Origin of the sequence: Companilactobacillus pabuli (assembly GCF_014058425.1) — a bacterium.
Classification (GTDB): Bacteria; Bacillota; Bacilli; order Lactobacillales; family Lactobacillaceae; genus Companilactobacillus; species Companilactobacillus pabuli.
In genome coordinates, this window is record NZ_CP049366.1 from 1,832,535 (window position 1) to 1,856,686 (window position 24,152).

At 35.8% G+C, this 24,152-nt stretch carries 23 protein-coding genes; 8 read left to right on the forward strand and 15 right to left on the reverse strand.

What is annotated here, in order from left to right:
- Positions 1-122: 122 nt before the first annotated feature.
- Positions 123-845 carry a UTRA domain-containing protein gene (locus G6534_RS08955; protein WP_059074645.1) on the forward strand — a complete coding sequence of 241 codons (723 nt, stop codon included), beginning with the start codon at positions 123-125 and terminating at the stop codon, positions 843-845.
- Positions 846-873: 28 nt separating this feature from the next.
- Here G6534_RS08955 and G6534_RS08960 read toward each other — a convergent pair whose 3' ends face one another.
- Complete coding sequence (locus G6534_RS08960; protein ID WP_059074646.1) at positions 874-1,605, reverse strand: GntR family transcriptional regulator; 732 nt, start codon at positions 1,603-1,605, stop codon at positions 874-876.
- Between the two features lie 218 nt (positions 1,606-1,823).
- Positions 1,824-3,470, reverse strand: coding sequence for an alpha,alpha-phosphotrehalase (locus tag G6534_RS08965; protein WP_059074647.1), 1,647 nt, complete (start codon positions 3,468-3,470; stop codon positions 1,824-1,826).
- 188 nt (positions 3,471-3,658) lie between these two features.
- Here G6534_RS08965 and G6534_RS08970 point away from each other — a divergent pair, with 188 nt between their 5' ends.
- On the forward strand, positions 3,659-4,201 hold the full coding sequence (locus tag G6534_RS08970; RefSeq protein ID WP_059074648.1) for a GNAT family N-acetyltransferase: 543 nt from the start codon (positions 3,659-3,661) through the stop codon (positions 4,199-4,201).
- 44 nt (positions 4,202-4,245) lie between these two features.
- Here G6534_RS08970 and G6534_RS08975 read toward each other — a convergent pair whose 3' ends face one another.
- Both G6534_RS08975 and codA read right to left on the reverse strand, forming a co-directional pair.
- Positions 4,246-4,929 carry a GTP pyrophosphokinase gene (locus G6534_RS08975; protein ID WP_059074652.1) on the reverse strand — a complete coding sequence of 228 codons (684 nt, stop codon included), beginning with the start codon at positions 4,927-4,929 and terminating at the stop codon, positions 4,246-4,248.
- Positions 4,930-4,979: 50 nt separating this feature from the next.
- Positions 4,980-6,212, reverse strand: a complete 1,233-nt coding sequence (gene codA / locus G6534_RS08980; protein WP_182082608.1) for a cytosine deaminase — start codon at positions 6,210-6,212, stop codon at positions 4,980-4,982.
- 205 nt (positions 6,213-6,417) lie between these two features.
- Between codA and G6534_RS08985 the strand changes: the two genes are divergently transcribed.
- Positions 6,418-7,770 carry a cytosine permease gene (locus G6534_RS08985; RefSeq protein ID WP_059074649.1) on the forward strand — a complete coding sequence of 451 codons (1,353 nt, stop codon included), beginning with the start codon at positions 6,418-6,420 and terminating at the stop codon, positions 7,768-7,770.
- Positions 7,771-7,874: 104 nt separating this feature from the next.
- Here the strand turns inward: G6534_RS08985 and G6534_RS08990 are convergent, their stop codons facing one another.
- Both G6534_RS08990 and G6534_RS08995 read right to left on the reverse strand, forming a co-directional pair.
- Entirely contained in the window at positions 7,875-8,051 is a 177-nt protein-coding gene (locus G6534_RS08990; protein ID WP_182082609.1) for a hypothetical protein, read from the reverse strand.
- Positions 8,048-9,463, reverse strand: coding sequence for an MFS transporter (locus G6534_RS08995; RefSeq protein WP_182082610.1), 1,416 nt, complete (start codon positions 9,461-9,463; stop codon positions 8,048-8,050). The genes G6534_RS08990 and G6534_RS08995 overlap by 4 nt, the downstream gene beginning before the upstream one ends.
- A gap of 70 nt (positions 9,464-9,533) precedes the next feature.
- Between G6534_RS08995 and G6534_RS09000 the strand changes: the two genes are divergently transcribed.
- Entirely contained in the window at positions 9,534-10,064 is a 531-nt protein-coding gene (locus tag G6534_RS09000) for a PadR family transcriptional regulator (protein WP_059074882.1), read from the forward strand.
- Here G6534_RS09000 and G6534_RS09005 read toward each other — a convergent pair.
- The gene (locus tag G6534_RS09005) at positions 10,051-10,587 is read right to left on the reverse strand and encodes a TetR/AcrR family transcriptional regulator (RefSeq protein WP_182082611.1); all 537 of its coding nucleotides are present in this window, start codon (positions 10,585-10,587) and stop codon (positions 10,051-10,053) included. The genes G6534_RS09000 and G6534_RS09005 overlap by 14 nt on opposite strands.
- 156 nt (positions 10,588-10,743) lie before the next feature.
- On the opposite strand from G6534_RS09005, the gene G6534_RS09010 reads away from it, so the two are divergent.
- The gene (locus G6534_RS09010; RefSeq protein ID WP_182082612.1) at positions 10,744-13,059 is read left to right on the forward strand and encodes an ABC transporter ATP-binding protein/permease; all 2,316 of its coding nucleotides are present in this window, start codon (positions 10,744-10,746) and stop codon (positions 13,057-13,059) included.
- A 455-nt stretch (positions 13,060-13,514) separates the two neighbouring features.
- On the opposite strand, the gene G6534_RS09015 is transcribed toward G6534_RS09010, so the two are convergent.
- The 3 genes from G6534_RS09015 to G6534_RS09025 all read right to left on the reverse strand — a co-directional run bounded on the left by G6534_RS09015 (position 13,515) and on the right by G6534_RS09025 (position 15,630).
- On the reverse strand, positions 13,515-13,850 hold the full coding sequence (locus G6534_RS09015) for a hypothetical protein (protein WP_153000014.1): 336 nt from the start codon (positions 13,848-13,850) through the stop codon (positions 13,515-13,517).
- Positions 13,851-13,975: 125 nt separating this feature from the next.
- Positions 13,976-14,944 (reverse strand): SIR2 family NAD-dependent protein deacylase, encoded by a 969-nt coding sequence (locus G6534_RS09020; RefSeq protein WP_182082613.1) that lies wholly within the window; start codon positions 14,942-14,944, stop codon positions 13,976-13,978.
- Positions 14,944-15,630: a hypothetical protein gene (locus G6534_RS09025; protein WP_182082614.1), complete on the reverse strand. Its 687-nt coding sequence runs from the start codon at positions 15,628-15,630 to the stop codon at positions 14,944-14,946. The genes G6534_RS09020 and G6534_RS09025 overlap by 1 nt, the downstream gene beginning before the upstream one ends.
- A gap of 132 nt (positions 15,631-15,762) precedes the next feature.
- Between G6534_RS09025 and G6534_RS09030 the strand changes: the two genes are divergently transcribed.
- Positions 15,763-16,362: a TetR/AcrR family transcriptional regulator gene (locus tag G6534_RS09030; RefSeq protein ID WP_059074878.1), complete on the forward strand. Its 600-nt coding sequence runs from the start codon at positions 15,763-15,765 to the stop codon at positions 16,360-16,362.
- 49 nt (positions 16,363-16,411) lie between these two features.
- Here the strand turns inward: G6534_RS09030 and G6534_RS09035 are convergent, their stop codons facing one another.
- From G6534_RS09035 to G6534_RS09055, 5 genes are all read right to left on the reverse strand, one after another.
- Positions 16,412-17,260 carry a DegV family protein gene (locus G6534_RS09035; RefSeq protein WP_059074877.1) on the reverse strand — a complete coding sequence of 283 codons (849 nt, stop codon included), beginning with the start codon at positions 17,258-17,260 and terminating at the stop codon, positions 16,412-16,414.
- A gap of 5 nt (positions 17,261-17,265) precedes the next feature.
- Positions 17,266-17,796, reverse strand: coding sequence for a DUF1836 domain-containing protein (locus tag G6534_RS09040; RefSeq protein ID WP_059074876.1), 531 nt, complete (start codon positions 17,794-17,796; stop codon positions 17,266-17,268).
- Positions 17,797-17,926: 130 nt separating this feature from the next.
- Positions 17,927-19,555 carry an APC family permease gene (locus G6534_RS09045; protein ID WP_182082615.1) on the reverse strand — a complete coding sequence of 543 codons (1,629 nt, stop codon included), beginning with the start codon at positions 19,553-19,555 and terminating at the stop codon, positions 17,927-17,929.
- 432 nt (positions 19,556-19,987) lie between these two features.
- The gene (locus tag G6534_RS09050; protein WP_059074874.1) at positions 19,988-21,610 is read right to left on the reverse strand and encodes an APC family permease; all 1,623 of its coding nucleotides are present in this window, start codon (positions 21,608-21,610) and stop codon (positions 19,988-19,990) included.
- A gap of 98 nt (positions 21,611-21,708) precedes the next feature.
- Positions 21,709-22,269, reverse strand: a complete 561-nt coding sequence (locus G6534_RS09055; protein ID WP_059074873.1) for a TetR/AcrR family transcriptional regulator — start codon at positions 22,267-22,269, stop codon at positions 21,709-21,711.
- A gap of 117 nt (positions 22,270-22,386) precedes the next feature.
- On the opposite strand from G6534_RS09055, the gene G6534_RS09060 reads away from it, so the two are divergent.
- Together G6534_RS09060 and G6534_RS09065 are read left to right on the forward strand one after the other, a co-directional pair.
- Entirely contained in the window at positions 22,387-23,451 is a 1,065-nt protein-coding gene (locus tag G6534_RS09060; RefSeq protein ID WP_059074872.1) for an ABC transporter permease, read from the forward strand.
- Positions 23,451-24,116 carry an ABC transporter ATP-binding protein gene (locus G6534_RS09065; protein ID WP_059074871.1) on the forward strand — a complete coding sequence of 222 codons (666 nt, stop codon included), beginning with the start codon at positions 23,451-23,453 and terminating at the stop codon, positions 24,114-24,116. The genes G6534_RS09060 and G6534_RS09065 overlap by 1 nt, the downstream gene beginning before the upstream one ends.
- Positions 24,117-24,152: the final 36 nt, after the last annotated feature.

Consider the following 24,152-nt stretch of genomic DNA (forward strand, 5'->3'; position numbering starts at 1 on the left):
TAAATTTTGGAATATAGTATTATGCATAAATGTACTATTTCTTGCAATATCGTATTTAAATCATTTTCAATATAATATATTATTAATAGTATATATTGATCAATTGTATTGGAGCGTTATAAATGGCTGAGACTACTAATAAAGATATCTATCAAGAACTTAAACAACGTGTAATCAATGGAAAATATAATATTAAAATGCGTTTACCTACTGAAGAATCATTGATTGCGGAATTTAACGCTAGTCGTTATGCTATCCGCAAAGCAATCAAACAGCTTTCTGATGAAGGACTAGTATACAGCGTCAAAGGAAAAGGTGTCGTCGTTCTAGAACAAACACCCAAAACTCAAGAAATCAATTTGAGTCTTCGTGATATTAACGGTTTGCAAAACTTGAATAAGGCAGAAGATATCAAACGAGCAACGATCATCGCCGATTTTCAACAAATAATCGTTGATGAAAAACTCAGTCATAAAACTTCTTTTGCCGTCGGTATCCCGGTTTATGCAATCAAACGTGTACGTCGTATCAACAATAAAAATGCTGTTCTAGATTTGAACTACTTCAATGCTCAAATCGTACCTGGTATTACCGCAGAAATCGCCAAAGATTCCATTTATTCATATATTAAAGATGACATGAAGATGAAAATTGCTGTTGTTAAACGTCAATTAAGAATCGAACACGCTGAACAAGTCGATTATGAGAACTTAAACCTAGGTATCAACAATTGTGTCGGTAACATGGTAAGTTTTGCTTTTAACGATGATGGTAAGCAATTCGAATATACCGAGTCACATTTCATACCCGATAACTTCATTTTCAATCAAATTATTAAATTCTAAAAAAAAGCCGACCGTTTGGTCGACTTTTTTAATATGATTCAAATCCCACCAATGAGAAATGATCAGGAACATATTTAGTTTCAGTACATTCGAATAAATTACCCAAATCAGTATAAACGTATTTCTTTAAGGCACCTACGCAATTGGCTTCTTTAAGATTTAAAAAGTCTGCTTCCTTTTGAGTCACTGTCTCAACAGTGGCGACTGAACGTGCTGCCGCAATTTTAAATAACTTTTCATCACGAATATATTGGTAAATTGAATTTCGAGCATTTTCGATGGTTAAATTAGGCATATTTTCTTGTCTGAAATAACTTGTATCCATAGCCATAGCTTTGCCATTAACCAAACGTAAACGTTCAACATAGTAAGCCATATCTCCTATTGAAAAAGAAGTATGCTTAGACAATTCATCATCAATCTCAACTTCTTCAAATTTCAAAACCTTAGTACTCAACTTTTTAATAAACTTATTTTGAGGAAAACTCATCAAGTCTTGGAAACCATAATGGTTAGCAGCTGAGAAAATCACTCGATTATCCACAATTGGTTCCAAAACAACTACTCCACGACCTTTAACTGTATAAACTAAGCCATCGGATTGAAGTTTTTTCAACGCTCTTCTAATCGTGTTTCTAGTTACACTAAAGCGCTGTGATAATTCTTCTTCACCTGGCAAAATTGTTTTAGGTGGATAAACATTGCTATCAATTTCACCTTTTAATATATGATAAATATCTGAATATAAGTTCTTTGGCATTTTTTTCTCCTCAATTTTGATGCTGCAAAATTTGAATTACCCTCTCCAGGTGAGTTCTTTTTAATTAGGTTAGTTAAGTATTCCGTCCTCCATAGCAAAGCAAATTTGGCTGGAATGATGTGGGCACGACTTGGAGCCTTTGCTAAGCAATAAATTGCTAAGAATAATTTCACATCTGAGCCAATTTTCTTTGCTATTCCGGACTAGATAGATAGTAATCATTTTTCTAACATGACTGATTCATATGGTCGCAAAGTTACTGTTCCTTTGTTTAACTTGATTCCCTCATAATTACCAAGCAACAAATCAAAACCATTAGCAATTTTTCGTTCTTGCATTTGATCAGTGAAATTAGCCATTACTAAAATTTTACCTTTATTATTAATTCTTTCATAGCTATAAACGCTATTATCTTGCGAATTTAATAATTTATATTGTCCATTTATGAGAATCTGTTTGTGTTTGCGTAGGAAAATTAACGCACGATAAAAATCAAAGACGTTATTCTTCATTTTTAAGACTTTTTCAACTGAATAGTCATCATGGTGTAGTGGCTTTAACCATGGTTGGCCCGTTGTAAATCCATAATTCTTTTGAGAATTCCATTGCATTGGCAAACGAGCATTTTCACGCGATTTCTGTTGTAAAATCTTAATAGCTTTTTCCTTAGCAACACCATTTTTTAGCAGTTCATTGTAAGCGTTGATTGATTCATGATCGTTATATTGCTTAATATCAGTGAAATAAGCATTCTTCATCGCAATTTCGTCACCTTGATAAATATAAGGTGTTCCTTGCAATCCGAATTCAACCATTGCTAATAATTTAGCTGATTGATCACGATATTTTGTATCATTAGTAAATCTTGAGATGGCTCGTGGTTGATCATGATTATTCCAGAACAATGCATTCCAACCACCATGAGCATTCATCTTCACTTGCCAATCACTCAAAATTCTCGTTAAATCAGACAATTTGTATTGTCCGAGCGTCCATTTATTCCCATTAGTATAATCAACTTTGACATGGTGGAAAGTAAAGGCCATTGAGAGTTCTTGGCGATTTGGATTAGTGTACTTAATTGCTTCAGAAATAGGCGTTGAAGACAATTCTCCAACCGTTACAAAATTATTAGGTCCAAAAACTTTTTCATACATTTCATGAATATATTCGTGTACATGTGGCCCATTGGTATAGAAGTTACGTCCGTCGTCTAGAGGTGTAGCAAAAGTGTCATTAGGCATCTCTTTATCTTTAGAAATATTGTTGATAACATCCAAACGGAAGCCATCAATTCCTTTAGCAGCCCAGTATTTTAACATTTTAAAAATCTTATTACGCAATTTTTCATTACGCCAATTTAAGTCCGGCATTGTCACATCATACAAGTGTAAATAATATTGGTCCAACTTTGGTACGTATTTCCATGCACTACCACTGAATTTGGAAACCCAATTATTAGGTTCATGCCCGCCGACTGGATCTTTCCAAATATAAAAATCATGATATGGATTATCTTTTGACTTCAAAGCCTCTTGGAACCAATGATTCTCATTAGAAGTATGATTCAAAACCATATCCATAATAATTTTGATATTACGCTTATGAGCTTCATTCAATAAATTCTCGAAATCTTCCATCGTTCCAAAAACAGGATCAATTTGATAGTAATCTGCAATATCGTAACCATTATCATTACCTGGTGAACGATACATTGGAGTTAGCCAAATCAAACCGATTCCAAGCTTTTGTAAATAATCTAATCGAGAAATAATACCGTTGATATCACCGATACCATCCCCATTAGAGTCTTGAAAACTGCGTGGATAAATCTGATACACAGTTTCTTTTTGCCATTCCCTCATTAATTAAAACTCCTCAATATTGAAATTTAAAAATGCACCTACTTAACGCCGTAATTTTATAATATGTTTATACACCTGTCAATGATTTAAATTATTTTAACTCATTGCTTTTTTCGAAATAAAATAGTTTACAGACGCTAAATAATAGTTTATATTCTAATTCTAATTGAGGATTTGGAGAAAAAAAGATGCGTCAAATTACAACAGAGAGATTACTTATTCGTCCGATTCAAATTGAGGACTTTAACGACTTACAAGCTATCTTGTATGATCCTTTGGTAGTTAGATACACTAGGTATCGCAATGTTCAAGCCGAGAATAATTTCGCTGAACTTTTTAACTCTCACTTTCTAGGATCAATCTATTCTTTTGGTATCGAAACTAAAGATACTCACCAATTAATTGGTTTTTACGAATTCCATCCCGAAGGCTACAGTGCCTTACTAACTTATGCTCTAGCTCAAAGCGCTTGGGGCAAAGGATTCGTTGCGGAAGTTGGCAAAACTATGATGGCTTATGGATTCGAAGATTTAAACTTCGAACGAGTAGAAGCTCACTATGCTAGTCTTAATCCTAGATCTGGTCGAGTGATGGAAAAAATGGGCATGACTGATTTAGGTTCCATTGGCACCTTCCCTTCGCCACATACTGGAGAAGTCAGAACTGTCATGGCTTACGAACTGACCAAAGAAAATTGGCTACTAAATAATGCATCAGAGCAGGCTGTGTAAAAAGGACCTTAATTCGCTACTATCAGTGAACTAAGGCCCTTTTTTTAGATTAAATTTTGATGTATATCTTGCATACCACGCTCAATTTTTTCTAATTCATCTGCATATCCTTGTAATTGGTCACCATATTGATCAACTAATTTTTTATCGACATTCGTCTTATAGCGCAACTTATGTTCCAAACTTGCCCACATATCCATACCAACGGTTCTAATTTGAATTTCAACTGGCACATCAATTGGTCCTTCAGCTTGAAAAACCGGCACTTTCACAACAATATGTAAACTACGATAACCACTGGCTTTGGGATGTTTAACGTAATCTTTACGGCGCAATAAAGTCACATCTGACTGTTTCGTCAACATTTTTTCAATTTTATAAATATCATCAACATAATTAGTGATTACACGAATACCGGCAATATCAAAAATATTTTGTTCAATACTCTCAACTGTTAATTCATAGCCTTTACGCTCAGCTTTTTGTAAAAGGCTTTGCATATCTTTCATTCTGGATTCCATATGATGAATTGGATTGTAATCGTAATTAACTTGAAATTCTGAATCAAGATTTTCTAGCTTGGTACTGATCTCCTTTTGACCAGCTTGATAAAGTTGAAACATTTTAATCATTTTTGATAATTCATCAATATTCGGACGCTTTTTTAAACCACCCAGTTGTGACTGTAATTTATGTAAATTAATAACATTGGGTCTTTCTAATATCATATTCCCATCCTTACAAAAAAAGGACAACCAATTGGCTGCCCCCTAATTTATTAAATATATAATTCTGTTTCAGCAGGTTTAGTCTTACCAATAACTTTTCCATTGTGAACTGACAATAAAACTGCAGCTCGCTTGTTGATGGCATCATAGAAATTGTGAGCATCCAATAAGACGAAATTAGCAGGCTTGCCGACTTCAATTCCGTATTGGTCCTCAACTTGCAAAGCCCGAGCACTGTTTAGAGTAATGAACTTGTATGAGTCCATAATTTGTTGGTGTCCCATCATTTGCGTAGCATGCAATCCTTCAGCCAAAACATCGAACATATTACCGTTACCCATTGGATACCAAGGATCTTTAATGTCGTCTTCACCAAAGGCGACGTTGATTCCTTCTTCAGTTAATTCTTTCACACGAGTCAAACCACGACGCTTAGGATAAGTATCGAAACGTCCACCTAAGTACATGTTTACTAAAGGATTAGAGATAAAGTTCATATTCGACATCTTCAACAAACGCATCAACTTGTACATGTAGGCATCGTTATATGATCCCATAGCGGTCGTATGTGAAGCTGTAACGCGTTGACCCATGCCACTTTCATAAGCTAAGGTTGCTAGAGTCTCTAAACTTCTAGAACTAGGATCATCAATTTCGTCAGTATGTGCATCGAACAACAAGTCATTTTTCTGTGCTAGATCAAAAGCAAAGCGCAACGATTCAACTGAGTATTCACGATTAAATTCGTAATGTGGAATAGCTCCAACTACATCAACACCCAAATCAACTGCTTTTTGCATTAGTTCTTTACCATTTGGATAAGAAAGAATTCCTTCCTGTGGAAAAGCGACTAATTGCAAGGTCATCCAGTCTTTAACACTTTCACGAACATCGATCAAAGCTTTGAGAGCTTTTAGACTAGGATCAGTTACATCAACGTGGGAACGAACGAATTGGATTCCGTGACTAGCTTGCATCTTCAAAGCTAAAGTGGCACGTTTTTTAACATCTTGATAAGTTAATGATTTCTTACGCTCAGTCCAGATGCGAATTCCATCAAACAAAGTTCCATTTTCATTCCATTCTGGTTGACCAGCTGTCAAGGTTGAATCGAGGTGAACATGAGGATCAATGAATGGTGGCAAAACTAATTTTTCATGACCAACGATTACTTCTTCGCCATCTTTTGGTGTCAAATGGTCGGCAATCTCAGTAAATTTACCATCTTCAATTCTGATATCTTGAGCGGATTGATTTTGGATTCTGACTTGTTGTAATAACATCGAGATACACTCCTTTGAATTTTTGATATAGTATACAATTTATTAGTTGACATTGCCAAGTTCATAAACTAAACTGACAACAATATAAAAATCTTTTTAAAACAGTCCAGTGAGGCTGATAAAAGAGCGGTAAATAATTAATTATTGAGGGAACTGCTCAGGTGCAGTCCCCTTTTTTACTGCTCTGATTATGGGGGAAACTAATATGAAAGAACATATTCAAGCAACAACACCAGATCAACGGGCCATGTCCAAATGGGATCTTTTTGCCACTTGGATTGGAGCTAACGCTAATAACGGAACTTGGTATATCGGTGGCGTCATCGCCGCTGTTGGATTAATCAAGGCCTCAACTTTATTAGTAATTGTCGGTTCTTTGTCCTATGTTTTATTGGCTTTAGCATCTTACATGGGATTTAAAACCGGATTACCAGCTATGACTTTGACTAGACCATCATTTGGCGTCAAAGGTTCCATCTTGCCATCTTTAATTAATGTCATTCAATTCATCGGATGGGCAGCCATCAATACTTTTATTGCCGCTACTTCCATTAGTTTCATCTTGAAAGACATCTTAGGCTGGAACAATTCAGCCTTCCACAATCAATTCAGCATCATCATTGGAATTGTCGTTATGTCCATTCTACATCTAATCAGTATTTCAGTCGGGGAAAAATCAGTAAAATGGATCGAACGCTTCGGAATTATTTTAGTAATTATCTTAGTAACTTGGGAATCCATTGTTGTTCTAAAAACCGTTCCTTTCCATGAAATCGTCAAATGGCAACCAGCCGCTAAATTCCAACTACCTAGTGGAAAAATCGTCGATATCTTAGCAGCCTTCAACTTAGCTTGGGTCACAGCTGCCGCTGATTTTAGTCGTTTTACAAAAGATAAACACGCTGCAACAACCGTTTCATTCTTCGGCGCCAATATCGGTTTGTTCTGGTTTGCCTTCATCGGTTTGATTGCAACTATCGCCACAGCCATCACCATCAACAAATTTGACCCTAACAACGCTGATCCTAGTACTATTGCCGCTAAATTAGGTTTAGGAATCTTAGCCATGTTAGTCATCGTCATCACTAGTACCACCGCCAATGCAGTTAATTTAATGGCTGCCGGTTCAGCAATGACTAATATCTTCCACAAACTCAAATTAACGCCAGCCTTGTGGATCGTCACTCTAGTCGCCACTGTCATGACCTTCATCCCCGTTTATGTAGCTAGTTTCTTAACTACCTTTGAAACCTTCTTAGACGGTATCGGAATGTTCTTAGGACCAGAAATTGCTATCTTCTTAGTAGACTTCTTCTTCATTAAGAAAAAAGATTATCAAGTCAGCGAACTTTCTAAACCTCAGGGTAAATATTGGTATACAAAGGGTGTCAATTTAATGGCAATCACTACTTGGGCAATCGGAGTCTTGAGTTACTTAGGATTAAACAAATTGGACTTCATCGTTCAAACAGTCGGTGCCACCTTCCCTGCTATGATCTTCACTGCTATTCTTTATTACTTAGTTAGTGCTCGAACTAAAAAAATTAATACAATTTAAATTACGTAAAAAAATTCTATTCAAGGTCAAAAATAGCATCTATTTGGAGTAATAACTCTGAATAGATGCTTTTATTTGTCAATATAAAAAAACAGAATCACTATCTAGTCCGGAATAGCAAAGAAAATTGGCTCAGTAGTGAAATTATTCTTAGCAACTTGTTGCTTAGAATAAGGCCGAGTTTTGAGATTTTGCGCATTTTGCAAAAGCTCAAAATCGTGCCCACTACGTTCCAGCCAAATTTTCTTTGCTATGGAGGACGGAATATTTAGCAAATTCATTTACTACTACGACGATGCCAAACAAAAATTCCTATCAACAAAATAACACTGATTGCACAAGACAAACCAAAAGTAATGTGCATTCCGTCAATAAACAACTGCGGCTTGCTTGGTATGTATGACTTAACTCGACTGCCATCCAAAATTGACATCGAACCGAACAATAAAGTCGTCGACATAGCTGATCCAACTACCATTCCGACTGTTCTTGACAAACTATAAACACTACCAGCAGAACCGTAATCTTTTTGCGAAACGTTACTCATAACCAATACATTATTAGGTGAATGGAACAATCCATTACCCAAACCTGCCAAAGCAGCGCCAACAGCAAAAATCAAAATAGTATTGTTTAACCCACTAATAACATAGAAAATCTGCCCAAAACTAATAATGGCTAATCCAACCAGAGTAATCTTGAATGGATCGTGTCTATCAGCCAAACCTCCTGAGATTGGTGCCACAAACAATTGTACGACCGGGAAAATCAACAAGAAGAAGCCACTGAATAATGGACTGAACCCACGAGCATTTTGTAAGTAAAATGGTGCGATGACATCAAAGAAGAAGTCAATGATAAATACCATAAAACATGCTAATAATTGTATTGTAAACCACTTATTTTTGAATAAATTAACTGGTAAAATTGGTTCATTTTGTTTAGCTTCATAACGATACAAAATAACTAACAAAATCAAACCAACGATTGTCATAGTCAGGATACGCCAATCAGCCCATCCCAATTGTTGACTCAATAAAATTCCGACAAACATACTAGTAAAACCAATTACTAAAAGAACCGAACCAGTTAAATCAAAGCCTCGATTTGCATATTTCTGATCCAACTTATTAGGTAGATATCTAAATAATAGAAATATTGCAATAACACCGATTGGTACGTTTAACCAAAAAATGATATGCCAAGGGAAGAAATTCAATAAGATTCCTCCAATACTAGGTCCAATAATTCCACCTAAAGAAACAAATGAACCCATCCAACCCAATGCTTGTCCACGACGACTATCTGGAAAAACTTCGACAATAATTCCGTTTGAAGTAGCCATTGTCATTGCGGCACCGATTGCTTGTAGACTTCGTGAAATTATCAAAGTTAACCAACTAACTGACATAGCACACAAAGCTGAACTGATGACAAATAATAAGGTTCCCCATTTGAAAAATTTGATTTTGCCATACTTATCACCAAGTTTTCCAAAAATCATTAAAGTACTACTCATCACGATCAAATACATCGTTACGACCCAGTTAATCAGACTTATGTTAGTATTTAAAGCCTTGCTCAACACTGGTAGTGCCACGGTAACGATGCTACTATCTAAAGTAGACATAAAAATAACGATCCCAATTCCTATTAGGATCATCGTTAAGTTTTTATTCTTAATTTGTTCCATAATTACCCTCAATACTATATATTAATATATATAGTTTAATACATAGTTTAAAAAAGTAAAGGACAAGAATATGGCTCGTACAAATACTTTACAATACATGATTTTAGGTCTACTCACCCGCCAGGAAATGACTGGTTACGATATCAAACAAACTTTTGATAAAGAAAAGGCTGAATTTTGGAGTGCTCCTTTTAGTCAAATTTATCCAGAATTAAGTCGACTACTCAAAAAAGAATTAATTGAGTTAGTTCCTGACAAAGTAGAAAATTCCAGAAAAAAAACCTATCGAATCTCTTCTCAAGGTTTAAAGTTATTCAATGATTGGTTAAAAATTCCCCTAACACCCGAAATTACCAAACTGAATAATGACGATTTTGTTTTACGATTGCATTTCTTAGGGAAAGAAGATCAGGATATTTTACAGCCCCTAATGATTTTACGTAAAAAGACGATTAACGTTGAACTAGCTCAATTGGAACTAGAATTAGTTGAAGTCGTGCAACATCCAGAACAATATGGGCGTGAACTGATCATAAAAAAAGAACTTGCTAATAAAAAAGCTGATCTTAAAATTCTAAACTCAGCTATCAAAAGAAACTAGAACGAAGTTTTTGTAAATCATCCGCAAAAGCCACTCGAATAATAATATTAGTCAATTCCTCTGGCGTTTCTGGCATCCCATTTTTGACCCAACGCTTCATGATTCCTTGCATTCCTAACATAATATAAGTCTCTTGATATCCAGTCATTGGCTCAAGATGTTGACTGCCATGTTCCATCGAATTATGCATTTTTTCTAATAGCTTAGTCTCACCTTCAATAAAAACTAAATTACTAATTTGAGGATTAGCATAAAAACCTTCTAATAATCTTTGTAAAGCTTTTCCTGGTGAGATTTCTTTAGGCATATTTAAACCATCCAAAAATTCACTTTCAATTTTATCAACACACATATAAATATCATCGAAATAACGATAAAAGGTCGTCCGATTGACGTGTGCCTTTTGACAAACCTCAGTAACCGTAATAGAACTGAGGCTTTTTTTCTGTAGCAATTGTAAGACATTTTCTTGTAAAACTTTCTTAGTATGTTGTGCTTGTTTATTATTCTTGATTCCGACCATGGCTCCTCCATTTATGCAACAGTTTGTCTCAGATTGATGATTGAATTTATTAAATATATTTTCTATTATATGAAACATGGTGTTGCAACAATAATGACATATTACCAAATTAATTGTTATAATACATTAAAATCTTAAAGTTAGAGAGAATAATTAATGCTGGAATTAAAACATATTAAAAAGTATTACCATGTTGGTGATTCCGTCACAAAAGCTCTAGATGACGTTTCTGTTGCTTTTCGTAAGCAAGAATTCGTGGCCATCTTAGGACCTAGTGGCTCTGGTAAAACTACCATGCTCAATGGTATCGGTGGTTTGGATATCTACGATTCAGGGGATCTAGTTATCAATGGAAAATCTACTAAGGACTTTTCTGAAGCTGATTGGGATGCTTATCGTAACAATTCCGTTGGGTTTATCTTCCAAAGCTACAATATCATTGGACATTTAAGTATCCTAGATAACGTAGAAATGGGAATGACACTTAGTGGTGTCCCTAATGAGGAAAAAGAGAAAAAAGCTCGCGAAGCCTTAGAACGAGTTGGCTTAGGTCCACATATCAACAAGAAACCTAACCAACTATCTGGTGGTCAATTACAACGTGTTGCGATTGCTCGTGCGATTGCCAATGATCCAGAGATTTTACTCTGTGATGAGCCTACTGGTGCTTTGGATACTGAAACTAGTGAAGAAATCATGAAACTGATCAAAGAATTGTCAGCTGAACGACTAGTTGTCATGGTTACCCACAATCCTACTTTGGCTAAAGAATATGCCGATCGTATTATCAACTTTGCTGATGGCAAAATCCTCGATGATTCAAATCCTTTCGTTGAAGATACTTCTAAAGATAATTTTGAACTCAAGAAAACTAAGATGACTTTCTGGACTGCTTTGAAGTTGTCATTTACTAACTTGAAAACTAAAAAAGCCAGAACTGCTCTGACCGCTTTTGCTTCAAGTATTGGTATCATCAGTATCGCCATTGTTTTAGCTTTGTCATCTGGTTTCCAAAAACAAATCGACAAGACTCAAGGCAATACTTTAGCGCAATTCCCAGTTACTATTTCGCAAACTGCCTCTAAGCAAACAGCTTCTGTGGATAAAGTTAAAAATTCCAATTCCAAAAAAGTTACTGCTAAATTGAGTCAACAAGAAAAATCGACTCACACTAATAAACTGAACAAGAATTACTTAAACTATATTAAGAACTTAGATCCAGAATTGAGTAAAGATGTTACCTATACTTATTCAACTGGTATGAATCTTTTGACTAAGAATGACGGTAAAGTCAAAACAGCTCAATTCTCCAATACTAATAGTTCTAATTCTATGAGCGGCATGTCTGCTGCTATGGCTTCATCAACTGGTATTGGAACTTCCGTTTATCCATCTTCTAACGGCAACAATTTCTTGAAGAAACACTACAAAGTTATCGCCGGTTCCCTTCCTAAGAACGAAAATGACGTTATCTTGCTAGTTGACCGCGACAATTCAGTTAATATCAATGCTCTAAAGAACCTTGGTATGAACGTTAAAAACAATCAAAAATTTGATTTCAACAAATTAGTTGGCAAAGAATTAAAGGTAGTTGCTAATAATGACTACTACAACAAGGTTAGTGACAATCTTTACACACCAAATTCTAATTTAAACGACGTTTACAATAACGCTAATAACAAAACTATTAAGATTGCTGGTATCTTGAAGGTTAAATCAAAATCATCTGAAAACATCCTTTCATCCGGAATTGCTTACAGTGACAAGCTAACTCAAGATATTATCCAAACTAACAAAAATTCTGATATCGTCAAAGCTCAAAAGGCTAGTGACAGCAATGTTCTAACCGGTAGCAACGTTGACGATACAACTAAGACTTCACTAGTTAGTTATCTTGGTGGTTCCACAACTCCTGCAAGTATCTTGATCTACCCTAATACTTTCAAGGACAAAGATAAGGTCCTCAGCTATTTGGATAAATACAACAAGGGCAAGAAGGAATCTAACAAAGTTATCTATACCGACTTAGCTGGTCAAGTTTCTAACTTAACTGGTGGTTTAATGGATGCCATCACATATGTCTTAGTAGCCTTCGCCGGAATTTCTCTAGTAACAAGTATGATCATGATTGCTATCATTACTTACACATCTGTACTTGAAAGAACTAAAGAAATCGGTATTCTAAAAGCTTTGGGTGCTAGAAAGAAAGATATTACCCGAGTATTCGATGCTGAAACTACTATTTTAGGTGTTTCTTCTGGATTACTTGGTGTTATCATCGCTTGGTTGGCAACTTTCCCAATCAATATCATCTTGCAAAACATGACTGATCTGAAGAATGTCTCACAACTAAATCCAGTTCATGCAATCGTCTTGGTTATTATCAGTACGATTCTAACTGTTTTAGGTGGTCACATCCCTGCTAAGATGGCAGCTAAGAAAGATGCTGCTACAGCACTTAGATCTGAATAATTCATAATAAAAACTCCTCAAAATTTCAATTAATTTTGAGGAGTTTTTTTGCATTATTTTATTGCTAGAAATTCAATTTATCTCTATTCTTAAGCCATGGCCAAGCTCTAATGGGTCGCTCCCATTTTGGTCTAGTGAGCGTAAAAGCTGAATGGTGCAGCACCCCTCAATTACTTTTACAAGTGGAGGTGCATGACTATGAAGAAATCGAATAGTAGGAGTTGGATTGAGCATTATGGTCGCTTTTTTCATTTTAACCGTATCGATGGCAAGTATTAACTTCGCCATTGCATATGCGATAATCAAAAAAGCTAACCGTAAAGGTTAGCTCACCAACAAATCTATTCAGACTCATGATTGAGGCTAAGAGGGGTACATCCTCTTGGTCTCTTTTCAATTACAAGGATATTATAACTGCTGTTTTAATTTTTAGCAATCATCTAAATTAATTACAATTATTCTTTATACCATTTCATAACAGAATCAATATCGGCTTGTTTTTGATAATCTATATTAAAACTACGTTTGGTAATTCCCGAACGTACATTGACTGTTAAACCAGCAATTTGCTTTTTCTCTGGCCACAAACTTATACGTCTCTTTAAAAACTGAATTGTCATTTTAGGAATGAACATCGTTTGCTTAGTCAATAAAGAGCTATTCTGTAAGAGAATATAGTCTTGATTTAACACTGTTACTTTAGAACGTTTGGACTCAAGATAAGCTGGAATATTCCACAAGATTAAAACTACTACCGCTAAGATTGCCACAATTAAAATATGGTTGTGCAAAATTGCAATCAAAATAAAAATTGAGCAAAATTATCGACGACGATAGTTTCTCCACTTGCTCCATTGTTAATCCCCCTAAAACTGATTTTCCCTAATCATATCAAAAAAGTTTTAGAGTTCCAAAATCACATTGCGGCTTTGACATCATCCAATACTTGAGAAATATCACCCTTGATAGCTTGAGCTTTATCCTCAATTTCTTCTGGCAAAAATTGATAATCACGATTGATCATAACGTCATAGGCACCGTCAAGACTACCGGTTAAGCCCCAGAAAGGTTCTTGAATAAACATTGGTGTCATGCGACCTACACCTAATTCAATCAATAAAAGATGGTCGTCATGCAAATGATTCAAAACATCGTCAGATATCTTTTGGTATTCTTGATGATATCTAGTTCCCTCTAAGAAATTACCGTAACCACGTACCCAAGGAAAGGCTTCAGCGCCACAGTTAGGACAACGAGGAATCAATTCAGTTGGGACTTTAGTATCATCTCCCATGGCTTGAATCATTTCTTCAACTGGCTTGACCGCATCCCAGACTTCGTCACTACATTGTTGTGAACATTGGAAATAGCGATGATCCCCTTGAATCTGTGCAACCTTTTCTTCGGGAAAAGCCTTGATAGCTTGAATATCTTGATTAGTTGTTAAGATGAAATAATCTTTACCCTTCAAAATTTCTTGAAGATCACGGAATGGCTTTCTAACTTCAGCATGTTGGGTTGTGTGCAAGAAAGTAGCTAAATAACCCCAATATTCTTCACGACTAGGCCAAGGATATTGCATTCCTGAAAAAGCTCCTTTAATACCGTATTTCTCAGCAAATTTTCCAAAATATTTTCTAAACGAAGCATTATCCTCATAATAGAAATCACCACCTCCAGCAGCTGACAAGCCTGAAGCTCCGCCGACGATAATGTGGTCAGCTTCTTTGATTTTATCTGCTAGGATCTGTACTTGTTCTTCATATGGCAACATTGGCTTTTCAGTCAATTTAACAGGTGTCTTGCCACTAGCGTAAACGTTAAAAAATTGTTGATAATTCATCTGTGTCTTCATTACTAATTGTTCATAAAATGATTGAGCCATTATTTATTCTCCTTCAATAAATCCTTAAAAGTAGTTTCGATATCTCCAGATAAAGCGATGGATCTTGATTTTATTTCCGGTGCAATCATGATCTCGTTTGCCATATTGAGCGTCACATAATTCCACGAAGGTAGCTGACTAACAGCCTTCATCAAAGGTTGCTTGATCAACTTATTTCGTGAACCAATTCCTAATTCAAGTTGAACGACTTTTTTATCAGCGTAGTCGTTGATAAATTGGTCAAAACGTTGTTTTTGCTTTTGCCATTGCGGCGACTGCATTTCTAATTGATCGAAATTTCCTTCTATTTCGAAGATTTTTTCGGGATCAAATCCATTCAATTGAAAATGCGTATCAGCGTTAGAAGTGACGACAAAATAATCTTTTTGGTTAACAATTCGCTTCAACATTGCAAAAATTTCAGTCTTTTGATAATCATCAATTAAATATTGATGTACTTTACGCATGAATTCTCGATGGTCCGGTGTGGGAATTTGTGTAAAGACTCCTTGAATCAAACTGTTAATTCCATAAAGAATGTTGAAATGACCAAAATACTTTTCAAAATTATCATCATCAACAAAAATGTTATATCCTTCAGCAATCGACAAACCATTGCTAGCACTGATTAGAAGTGCATCGCTTTGGTCAATTAATTGCTTAGCATCATTTATTTGTGTGTTCATTTATTCTCCTTTTTATCCTTCATGTAGTACAATTATGTACACAGTGTACGAAATATATTTTTAGGATTTAAGAACACTTTTAAAAAATTGCTTACTTTCAAAACAGATTTCAAAAAGTGTAAAGGAGTTTGTATGCAAAAAAATAGAAAACTAGACCGCCGAACTATTTATACAATCAACACCATCAAGGATTCTTTTTTGGAGTTGATCAATCAGGAACCCTATCCACAAATCAACGTTGCTAAACTGTGTCGTCATGCCGATATGACCCGTTCTACTTTTTATTCACATTTTGATAATTTAACCGCTGTCTTGAATGCAGTTTTGGATGATGCATTACTGTTCACCGACAATAATCAAACCAATTCGACCATCGACCCAACTGCCAGTTTGGATTTATTGAAAGAAAATGAATCGCTTTTACCAGCTTGCCAACGAATTGCCGATTCTACCAAATATCGCAAGTTATTGATGGATCCCAGTTTAAATGACTACATTATTGGTCGAATTGCCAATCATGAAAAAAATAAGCTTGTCCCTGCCATTCAAGAACGAACTGGACTTAGTGAATCAGAATCTGAATTACTCTTTAACTATTCAATCCACGGATCTTTTGCCATCAATAAACGCCACCATTTCGTTAAAGATGATGACTGGTATCGTGAACTACAATTGCTAAATCAATTCACCAGTGCTGGTTATGAAGCTATCAAGAAAAATAATTCCAAATAAAAAGGCATTACCTAGTAATCAATTGACTACTAAGTAATGCCTTATTTTCTTATATTTTAACTACTGCGACTCCTATCAAGCCAGGTCCAGTATGAACTCCTAGAGCGGGTCCAACTTGTTCAGTAAATTCTTGTTGACCTTTAATTCCATTGTCATGCAAAATATCTAGCATGTGTTGGCCACCGACTTCATCAGCACCATGACCGATACCAATCAAATACTTATCCCCATCATTGATAAAATCTTGAGCATAACCAAGCATCATCTTTTGACCTTTTTTCATGCCACGAGCTTTAGCAGCAATCGTGTAAGTACCTTCTGGCGTACAAGTAACGATCGGTGCTAACTTCAACATTCCACCAACGGCAGAAGCGACCGCACTGATACGACCACCAGCCCTTAAATAAGTCAAAGTAGGAATACAGAAGTAAACCATGGCATTTTGACACATTTTTTCAACCGCTGCTGCAGCTTCGTTCAAAGTTTTACCTTCATCAATTAAATTCTTAGCTTGAATAGCAATTAAGCCTGAAGCAATCGCAACTTGTTTCGTATCAAAATATTTAGAAGTAAAACGATCATCATCGTCTAAAAAGACTTTCAAAAAATTAAATGTTCCACTTAAACCTGAAGAAACAGAAATTGACAAGATTTGTGTGTAACCATCTTTAGCAATTTGGTTCAAAGTTTTTTGAATCGACTCACCTGATGGTAATGAAGTCTTAGGAATTTCAACGGGTAAATTTTTATAAACTTCTTCAGCCGAAATATCAACTCGGTCCAAGTAAGTTTTGTCATGGTAAGCAATTTGCATTGGTAACTCATAGATACCAGCCTTTTTAAGATATTCTTTAGGCAAATCACAACAAGAATCTACCAATACAGCAATCTTTTCCATTCTAATTAACTCTTTTCATCTGAATTGTTTTCAATCATTAATATTTTCTTCGTAATTAGTTTCGTGGCAAAAGCCATTGTCACCATCTCGACCATCAAATAAGCTGAAGATTGATCCTTTTCAGATAAAGCTTGTTTCTCTTCACGATGATTCAACATTCGTAAAGCTATTTCTTGTTTTTCACAAAAGAAATCATATGCTTGGGCAATACCACCATTTAAACGTGTCATTACCTTCAGACCTTCTTCAATGTCGTTGATTGAAACTACTTGTTTCAAAAAAGTTATGGCAATCAAATATGCTAAATGTTCACGAGTATATCGTTTCTTTTCTGGATGAGGCAATAAACCGTTCTTCACGTAATTATTGACCATTGATGTGGTGACAACGGGACCATCCTCCAACCAAACGGGTCCAATATATTTATCAACTAGTGTCAATAGTTGATCACGATATAGATCCAATTCAGGCAAGTCCTCAAACCTTGGCATGTGATAGGCCTCTACCTTGTCTAACCAGTCTTGTAATTCATCCATAAGAAAGCGCTCCTTTTGTAATTACTTTTATAATTTATCATAGTTTTGTTAACTATTCAATCTAGTTTTAAAAACTAGATGTGATTTTATCTCAATTCCTATTTTATTGTATCAAAAAAAGCCTTGAATACTATTCAAGACTTTCCTTCAAATCATGCTCACGCCAACCCATGGCAACTATTAAAGTTAACCCGGCAGCAGTTAGTAAAATGATATAACCAATATTACGACTGAAATTAACATCACCCAAATACAAGTCACCCACCAAAGTACCTAGAACGGCAATCCAGATACCGATACGTTGAATTCTTGTAAAGGCTGTTCCAGTCTGACTGCGTCTTTCTCTCTTCGTAATGTATGGTAGTACAAAACCGAGACCAATTAAAACAATAATGGCTACGAAATTGATAACTAACTCATACCACCACATTGTTGATCCAAATGGTACGTCTTGTGGACCGACAGCAGCGATAGTTGCTACTCCAGTCAAAATCAGACACCACCAACCAACAGCCAGCGAAAGCTTTTTATTTTTAATGTAAACATATCCCGACTTATACTTATCGTCATTCATTCTAATCTTAATAAAAGACCAGAAAATCCAACAAGTTACGCCCGGCGAAATAATTCCGTTTAGATTCAACAACCAATTGAAAATGTCTTTCATGTTAGGCAACAAAATACCTAAGAACATGATAAAGGCACTCAAGCCGACTGTTAAAATATAGCCATTAATTGGCAATCCAGCAGAATTAGTCTTCCGCAAAAATTTAGGCATATAGCGATTACCTGTATCAGAAATCAACATTCTCGTCATTGCATTCAATAAAACGGCCAACAAAGCAGCTAAATAGAAAATTTCGGTAAAAGCAAACACATACATCAAAGTATTTCCCATGTGGAACCTTTGACCTAAGGCTTGGAAAGCATAATATGATCCGTTGATTTTTAAATCATCTGGCAAATGGTAGGCATTGAAAAATACTCCCAATGAAAATGAACCAAAGATGGTTAAAAATCCGGTCATAATTGACAACATGATCATCGCTTTAGGAAAATCACGATTAGGATTACGCATCTTAGTCACGAATGGAGCAATTCTTTCTGCCCCATTGATAGCAAAAATCAAGAACCCTAGAGTCATCAAATAATGTAAGTTAAAAGTCGGTACGATCGTATGAACAGTTAAAGGTTTAGTCGCAATGTGACCACCCATACCTAAAGCAGTGACGGTCATAATTACAAAAAGAACTGTCATCCCGAACATGGCAATTCCACCAATCGTACTCAGTACTTCTAACGAATGTTCAAAACGGGATTGAATGATTATAAAGAATACAAAGATCAACAAAGTGAACAAGGCAAAACTACTATTAGACATTTGCGTCTGCAAGTTAGCATTTCCGTTAACGACCCATCCTAACGCGACAGCAATCGTATTAGCGGTATCAACAACGTAGGGAATTGATGCAGCCCAGTAAGTCCAAGCAGCAAAATATCCCAAAAACTCTCCACTAGTTTCTCTTACCCATGAAGTTAATCCTCCACCGTCATCGTCAAAGGTGGACCCCAATTGTCCAACCATCAACGAATACGGAATAACATACATGAGAATCATAATGATCCAGGACGTAATAACGCCCATCCCTTGATTCTGGAAATTGTAAGTCAGATCGTCGAATCCAACTACAGTAACAAAATCCATAAGGGCCAACACTGGCCAGCTGATGTATCTCTTCTTTGTATCTAATTCTGTCATGGCGTTTTCCTCAAGTGAAAATAAATCATCTTTCTAATTTACTCACCTAACGGTTAATTCAAATATACAATACTTTCGGTTGAATAGTAGGAAAATGATCTAAAAATATCAAATAATTTTAAGCGCTTACTTACCCGACATGACCGCAATCTAAAAAGATTGACCTTTTGGTGTACATTATGGAAAATAAGCAACTCGAAATATTTTACCATAAAAGGTATGTGAGTGATATATAAATATTTTCTCTCTTGATTTGCCTACACTTATTCAAAAAAAGATAGCATTAAAAGTTTAGTTGGCGGTAATATTCCGGACTAGATAGTGGCCCTACTTTTTAATAATACTAAAAAAACGCATCTACTCAGATCTGTCTCAAAATCTGAATAAATACGTTTTTTATCTGCAAAAATAAATAATGGCTGGTGACAAAGACTAGTCAACTTTTAAGTTGTGTTCTTTCCAACCAAACAAAATAACTAACAAAATCCCAACAACACTAAGTGCTACGATTCCATGAATATTGTAAGTGTGGTTTGAACCACCCAAATACAAATCCCCGACAATCGTCAAGAAAATAACTGTCAGAATTCCCGTCCATTGTAGGCGTGTAAAGGCTGAACCATTAGTACTACGTTCTTCACGACGAGTTACGTATGGCAAAATCAAACCTAATCCAATCAAGACGATAATTGAAACAAAATTGATGATCAATTCGTACCACCATGTTGATGAAGCGAAGACAACATCTTGAGGTCCGATACCAAAAATTGTCGCAACAGCGGTAACTATCAAGCACCACCAACCAACTGTCAAAGCAGTTTTATCATTCTTAATGAAGACATAATCGGATGGATACTTTTCACTATCTTGACGAATTTTAATGAAGGCGAAGAAGACCCAGCAAGTTACACCTGGTGAAATAATTCCATTCAAGTTTAAGAGCCAGTTGAAAATATCGTTCATACTTGGTAAGAAAATACCTAGTGACATGATAAAGGCACTCAAACCACAAGTTAACAAATATCCATTAACTGGCAAACCAACTGAATTAGTTTTCTTCAAAACTTGTGGCATGTAACGATTACCAGTATCAGAAATTAACATTCTTGTCATTGCATCCAACAAGACAGCTAACAAAGCGGCTAAATAAAACACTTCTGCTAGAGCATAAACGTATAACAAGGTATTACCTAGATGATATTGATTACCTAAAGCTTGGAAAGCATAGTAGGCACCGTTCATCTTCAAGTCCTTTGGCAAATGATAGGCATTGAAGAAAACACCCAATGAGAATGATCCAAAAATGGTCAAGAACGCTGTCATTGCAGCCAACATAATCATTGCTTTAGGAAATTCTTTATTCGGATGACGCATCTTCGTAACGAATGGTGCAATCAATTCAGCTCCATTCATCGCATAAATCAAAAGTCCCAAAGTAGTTAAGTAGTGCAAATTAAATTTCGGAATAATTGTGTGAATCGTAAATGGTTGAGTGGCAATGTGTCCACCCATAGCTAATCCAGCGAAAGTCATGAAGACGAATAAGACTGTCAATCCGAAAATGGCTACCCCACCGATCGTACTCAAAACTTCCAAAGAGTGTTTAAAACGTGATTGCGTAAAAATAAAAACTACAAATATAACTAAAGTCCAAAAAGCAAACCAACCATTAGACATGTGGTTTTGTAGACTGGCATTTCCATTAAAAGTCCAACCTAACCCAACGACTAATGAATTGGCAGTGTCGACAACGTAAGGAATCGAGGCAGCCCAATAAGTCCAAGCGGTGAAATATCCCAAAAATTCACCATTAGTACCTCTGATCCAAGAAGTCAAACCGCCACCTTCTTTATTGAAGGTGGATCCCAATTGTCCCACCATCAACGAATAAGGAATGACGTACAAAAATAGCATAATAACCCAGGAGGTAATAACCCCCATCCCTTGACTCTGAAAATTGTACGCTAAATCATCAAAGCCAATTACGGTAACGAAGTCCATCAGCGCCAAAACTGGCCAGGAGATGTACTTTTTATTTGGTTCTAGTTCTTCCATAATAAACCCCTATGTATGTAAATTTGTCCTAAAAACAAGTTTTAATTTTACAACTTATTAGTTTACATACATAGACAAAAGCGTTTTCCTAATTAATTTTATGCGATTCCATCAGCTTTTAAGGTACTAGTCAATAAATTATCTGCTAAATCAGACAACTTCGCAGTATCGAACTTACCTTGACGCAAGGCTGTATGCAAAACACCAACCATCCCCCAACAACAGTAGTTAAGAATATAATCACTATTTTCCGGATGGACGAATGGAATAACTTTTTTACCATTAGTAATCGTTAATTCAATCAACTTTTTCATTAATTTCGAGTCGGGATTTTGACATAAGACGCCAATCATTCTTTGATTTTCACCAATATAAGCCATGACCGTTCGAAAAAATTCCGGGCCAATAACTTCATTATTCGTTGGTGCCTCAAAATTTATCAGCATCTGAGCAAAGTGATCCATAACGTAATCTTCAGTTTTACTCAACAGATCATAAATATCTGTGAAATGTAGATAAAAAGTCCGTCGATTGATGTCAGCCCTATCGGTAATTTCTTGAATCGTAATTTCATTGATTGGTTTTTGTTCCATCAAATCAATGAAGTTATCTCGAATCAATTTTTGAGTCCGTCTAGTCCGACGATCATTTTCATTCATATAAATCTCCTTCACAAAATCATGATTTCTGTGTATTAAGACACATAAGTACTGCCATTGTTTATTGTTCCTAAAGCCATTCCTCCATAAGATAGAATCATTCAGGAGGTAAACAACATGTTTCTCACAATAAAAGAATTATTACACGATAAATTGAAATTTTCAGCTTTAGGACTCATCATTTTTTTAATTGTTTTCTTAGTTTTGTTCATTACTGGTTTAGCTAGTGGTCTTGCAAATGACGCTGGTTCTGCCATTAAGGAAACCGCCGCTCAAACTTTTGTTTTACAAAAGGGTTCTGAATCTAGATTGAATCGCTCAGAATTAACTGAACAAGATTGGCAAAAATTTCAAAATAAATATCACGATAAAGCAGCCAAATTAAGTGTTTCGCAAATGTCTATTCAACAAGCTAACAACGCTAGTAAGAAGACTGATATCGCTTATTTCATAATTGACGCTAACAGTTTTTTGAACCCCGCAACTATTTCTGGCCAAAAGTTAAGAAATACTGACAGCAACCAAGTCGTCGTCAGCGATAAATTAAAATCTTCCGGCTACAAACTCGGTGATAAATTCAAAGACCCAGCCACCAAAACAACCTTTGAAATTGCTGGTTTTACTGACAACAAAGCCTATTCACATACGCCAGTAATTTATCTCAACCAAAAACAAGCTCAAAAACTTTCACCAAATACTAATTTCAATACGATTGCTTTAAAGAGTAAAATTTCTAAAAAATCTGGCTATCAAGTTATTAGTCAACAAACCTTAATCGATGCCATCCCCGGATATTCAGCTGAACAAGGTTCACTCTACTTAATGATTGGTTTCCTTTACATCATTTCCTTATTCGTACTAGCTGTCTTCTTCTATATTATCAATTTACAAAAATTAAGCGACTTCGGAACTCTAAAAGCTCTTGGGACCAAAACTTCATATTTAGTTAAGCACGTCCTATCAGAAATGGGAATTCTCTCTCTTGTTTCTATCATAGTTGCTTCAGGAGTTACTTATGGTATTTCACTTTACATGCCTGCCTCAATGCCATTTAACTTAGGCACAACAACCTTGCTTGGCACTGGGCTGCTCTTTCTAATAATCACTCTGATCAGTGCCTTGTTATCCTTAATCAAAGTTGTCAAAGTCGATCCAATTTCTGCAATCGGAGGTAATAACTAATGCCAGTTTTAGAATTAAAAAATATCATCAAAAAATATCCCGATGGACAAAATATCAACGAAGTTTTAAAAGACGTCTCTTTTCAAGTTAATCAAGGAGAATTTGCGGCTATCGTCGGTCCCAGTGGTGCTGGTAAAAGTACTTTACTGACAATCATGGGTGCTTTATTGACGCCGACTTCTGGACAAATACTCTTAAATGGTCAAGATATTAGTCAGCTATCCAAGAAAAAGCAAACCGAGATTCGACTCAACCAAATTGGTTTTATCTTCCAAAATTCTGACTTGATTCCCTATTTAAAAATCAAAGATCAACTACAATTCATCCAAAAGATTTCTTCTAAAAAACCAGTCGATGCCATAGGAATCCTCGATAATTTGGGTCTCAAGTCACGTCTCAATAGTTATCCAAACGTTCTATCTGGTGGTGAAAAGCAAAGAGTCGCAATCGCCAGAGCCTTCATCAATCAACCGAACTTGATTTTAGCTGATGAACCAACTGCCAGTCTTGATTCCCAAAGAGGGCATGATGCCGTCTCCATCATTCAACAGACGGTTCATCAAGAAAACAAAGCTGCCGTCATGGTAACTCATGATGAGCGAGTGCTTGATTTAGTCGATACGATTTGGGAAATTGAAGACGGTAAATTAAAGAAAGTTCAATAATAATTACTAGCAAAAGACACCATAACAACTCACTTG

Bases quoted from the DNA above. Each gene is read 5' to 3' on its own strand.
- G6534_RS08970 (WP_059074648.1), top strand. From the start codon at position 3,659: ATGCGTCAAATTACAACAGAGAGATTACTTATTCGTCCGATTCAAATT.
- G6534_RS09065 (WP_059074871.1), top strand. From the start codon at position 23,451: ATGCCAGTTTTAGAATTAAAAAATATCATCAAAAAATATCCCGATGGA.
- G6534_RS08955 (WP_059074645.1), top strand. From the start codon at position 123: ATGGCTGAGACTACTAATAAAGATATCTATCAAGAACTTAAACAACGT.
- G6534_RS09055 (WP_059074873.1), bottom strand. From the start codon at position 22,269: ATGAATGAAAATGATCGTCGGACTAGACGGACTCAAAAATTGATTCGA.
- G6534_RS09035 (WP_059074877.1), bottom strand. From the start codon at position 17,260: ATGGAAAAGATTGCTGTATTGGTAGATTCTTGTTGTGATTTGCCTAAA.
- G6534_RS09000 (WP_059074882.1), top strand. From the start codon at position 9,534: ATGGCTCGTACAAATACTTTACAATACATGATTTTAGGTCTACTCACC.
- G6534_RS08975 (WP_059074652.1), bottom strand. From the start codon at position 4,929: ATGATATTAGAAAGACCCAATGTTATTAATTTACATAAATTACAGTCA.
- codA (WP_182082608.1), bottom strand. From the start codon at position 6,212: ATGTTATTACAACAAGTCAGAATCCAAAATCAATCCGCTCAAGATATC.
- G6534_RS09045 (WP_182082615.1), bottom strand. From the start codon at position 19,555: ATGACAGAATTAGATACAAAGAAGAGATACATCAGCTGGCCAGTGTTG.
- G6534_RS08960 (WP_059074646.1), bottom strand. From the start codon at position 1,605: ATGCCAAAGAACTTATATTCAGATATTTATCATATATTAAAAGGTGAA.
- G6534_RS09025 (WP_182082614.1), bottom strand. From the start codon at position 15,630: ATGAACACACAAATAAATGATGCTAAGCAATTAATTGACCAAAGCGAT.
- G6534_RS08985 (WP_059074649.1), top strand. From the start codon at position 6,418: ATGAAAGAACATATTCAAGCAACAACACCAGATCAACGGGCCATGTCC.
- G6534_RS08990 (WP_182082609.1), bottom strand. From the start codon at position 8,051: ATGAATTTGCTAAATATTCCGTCCTCCATAGCAAAGAAAATTTGGCTG.
- G6534_RS09010 (WP_182082612.1), top strand. From the start codon at position 10,744: ATGCTGGAATTAAAACATATTAAAAAGTATTACCATGTTGGTGATTCC.
- G6534_RS09005 (WP_182082611.1), bottom strand. From the start codon at position 10,587: ATGGTCGGAATCAAGAATAATAAACAAGCACAACATACTAAGAAAGTT.
- G6534_RS09060 (WP_059074872.1), top strand. From the start codon at position 22,387: ATGTTTCTCACAATAAAAGAATTATTACACGATAAATTGAAATTTTCA.
- G6534_RS08965 (WP_059074647.1), bottom strand. From the start codon at position 3,470: ATGAGGGAATGGCAAAAAGAAACTGTGTATCAGATTTATCCACGCAGT.
- G6534_RS09020 (WP_182082613.1), bottom strand. From the start codon at position 14,944: ATGGCTCAATCATTTTATGAACAATTAGTAATGAAGACACAGATGAAT.
- G6534_RS09030 (WP_059074878.1), top strand. From the start codon at position 15,763: ATGCAAAAAAATAGAAAACTAGACCGCCGAACTATTTATACAATCAAC.
- G6534_RS09050 (WP_059074874.1), bottom strand. From the start codon at position 21,610: ATGGAAGAACTAGAACCAAATAAAAAGTACATCTCCTGGCCAGTTTTG.
- G6534_RS08995 (WP_182082610.1), bottom strand. From the start codon at position 9,463: ATGGAACAAATTAAGAATAAAAACTTAACGATGATCCTAATAGGAATT.
- G6534_RS09040 (WP_059074876.1), bottom strand. From the start codon at position 17,796: ATGGATGAATTACAAGACTGGTTAGACAAGGTAGAGGCCTATCACATG.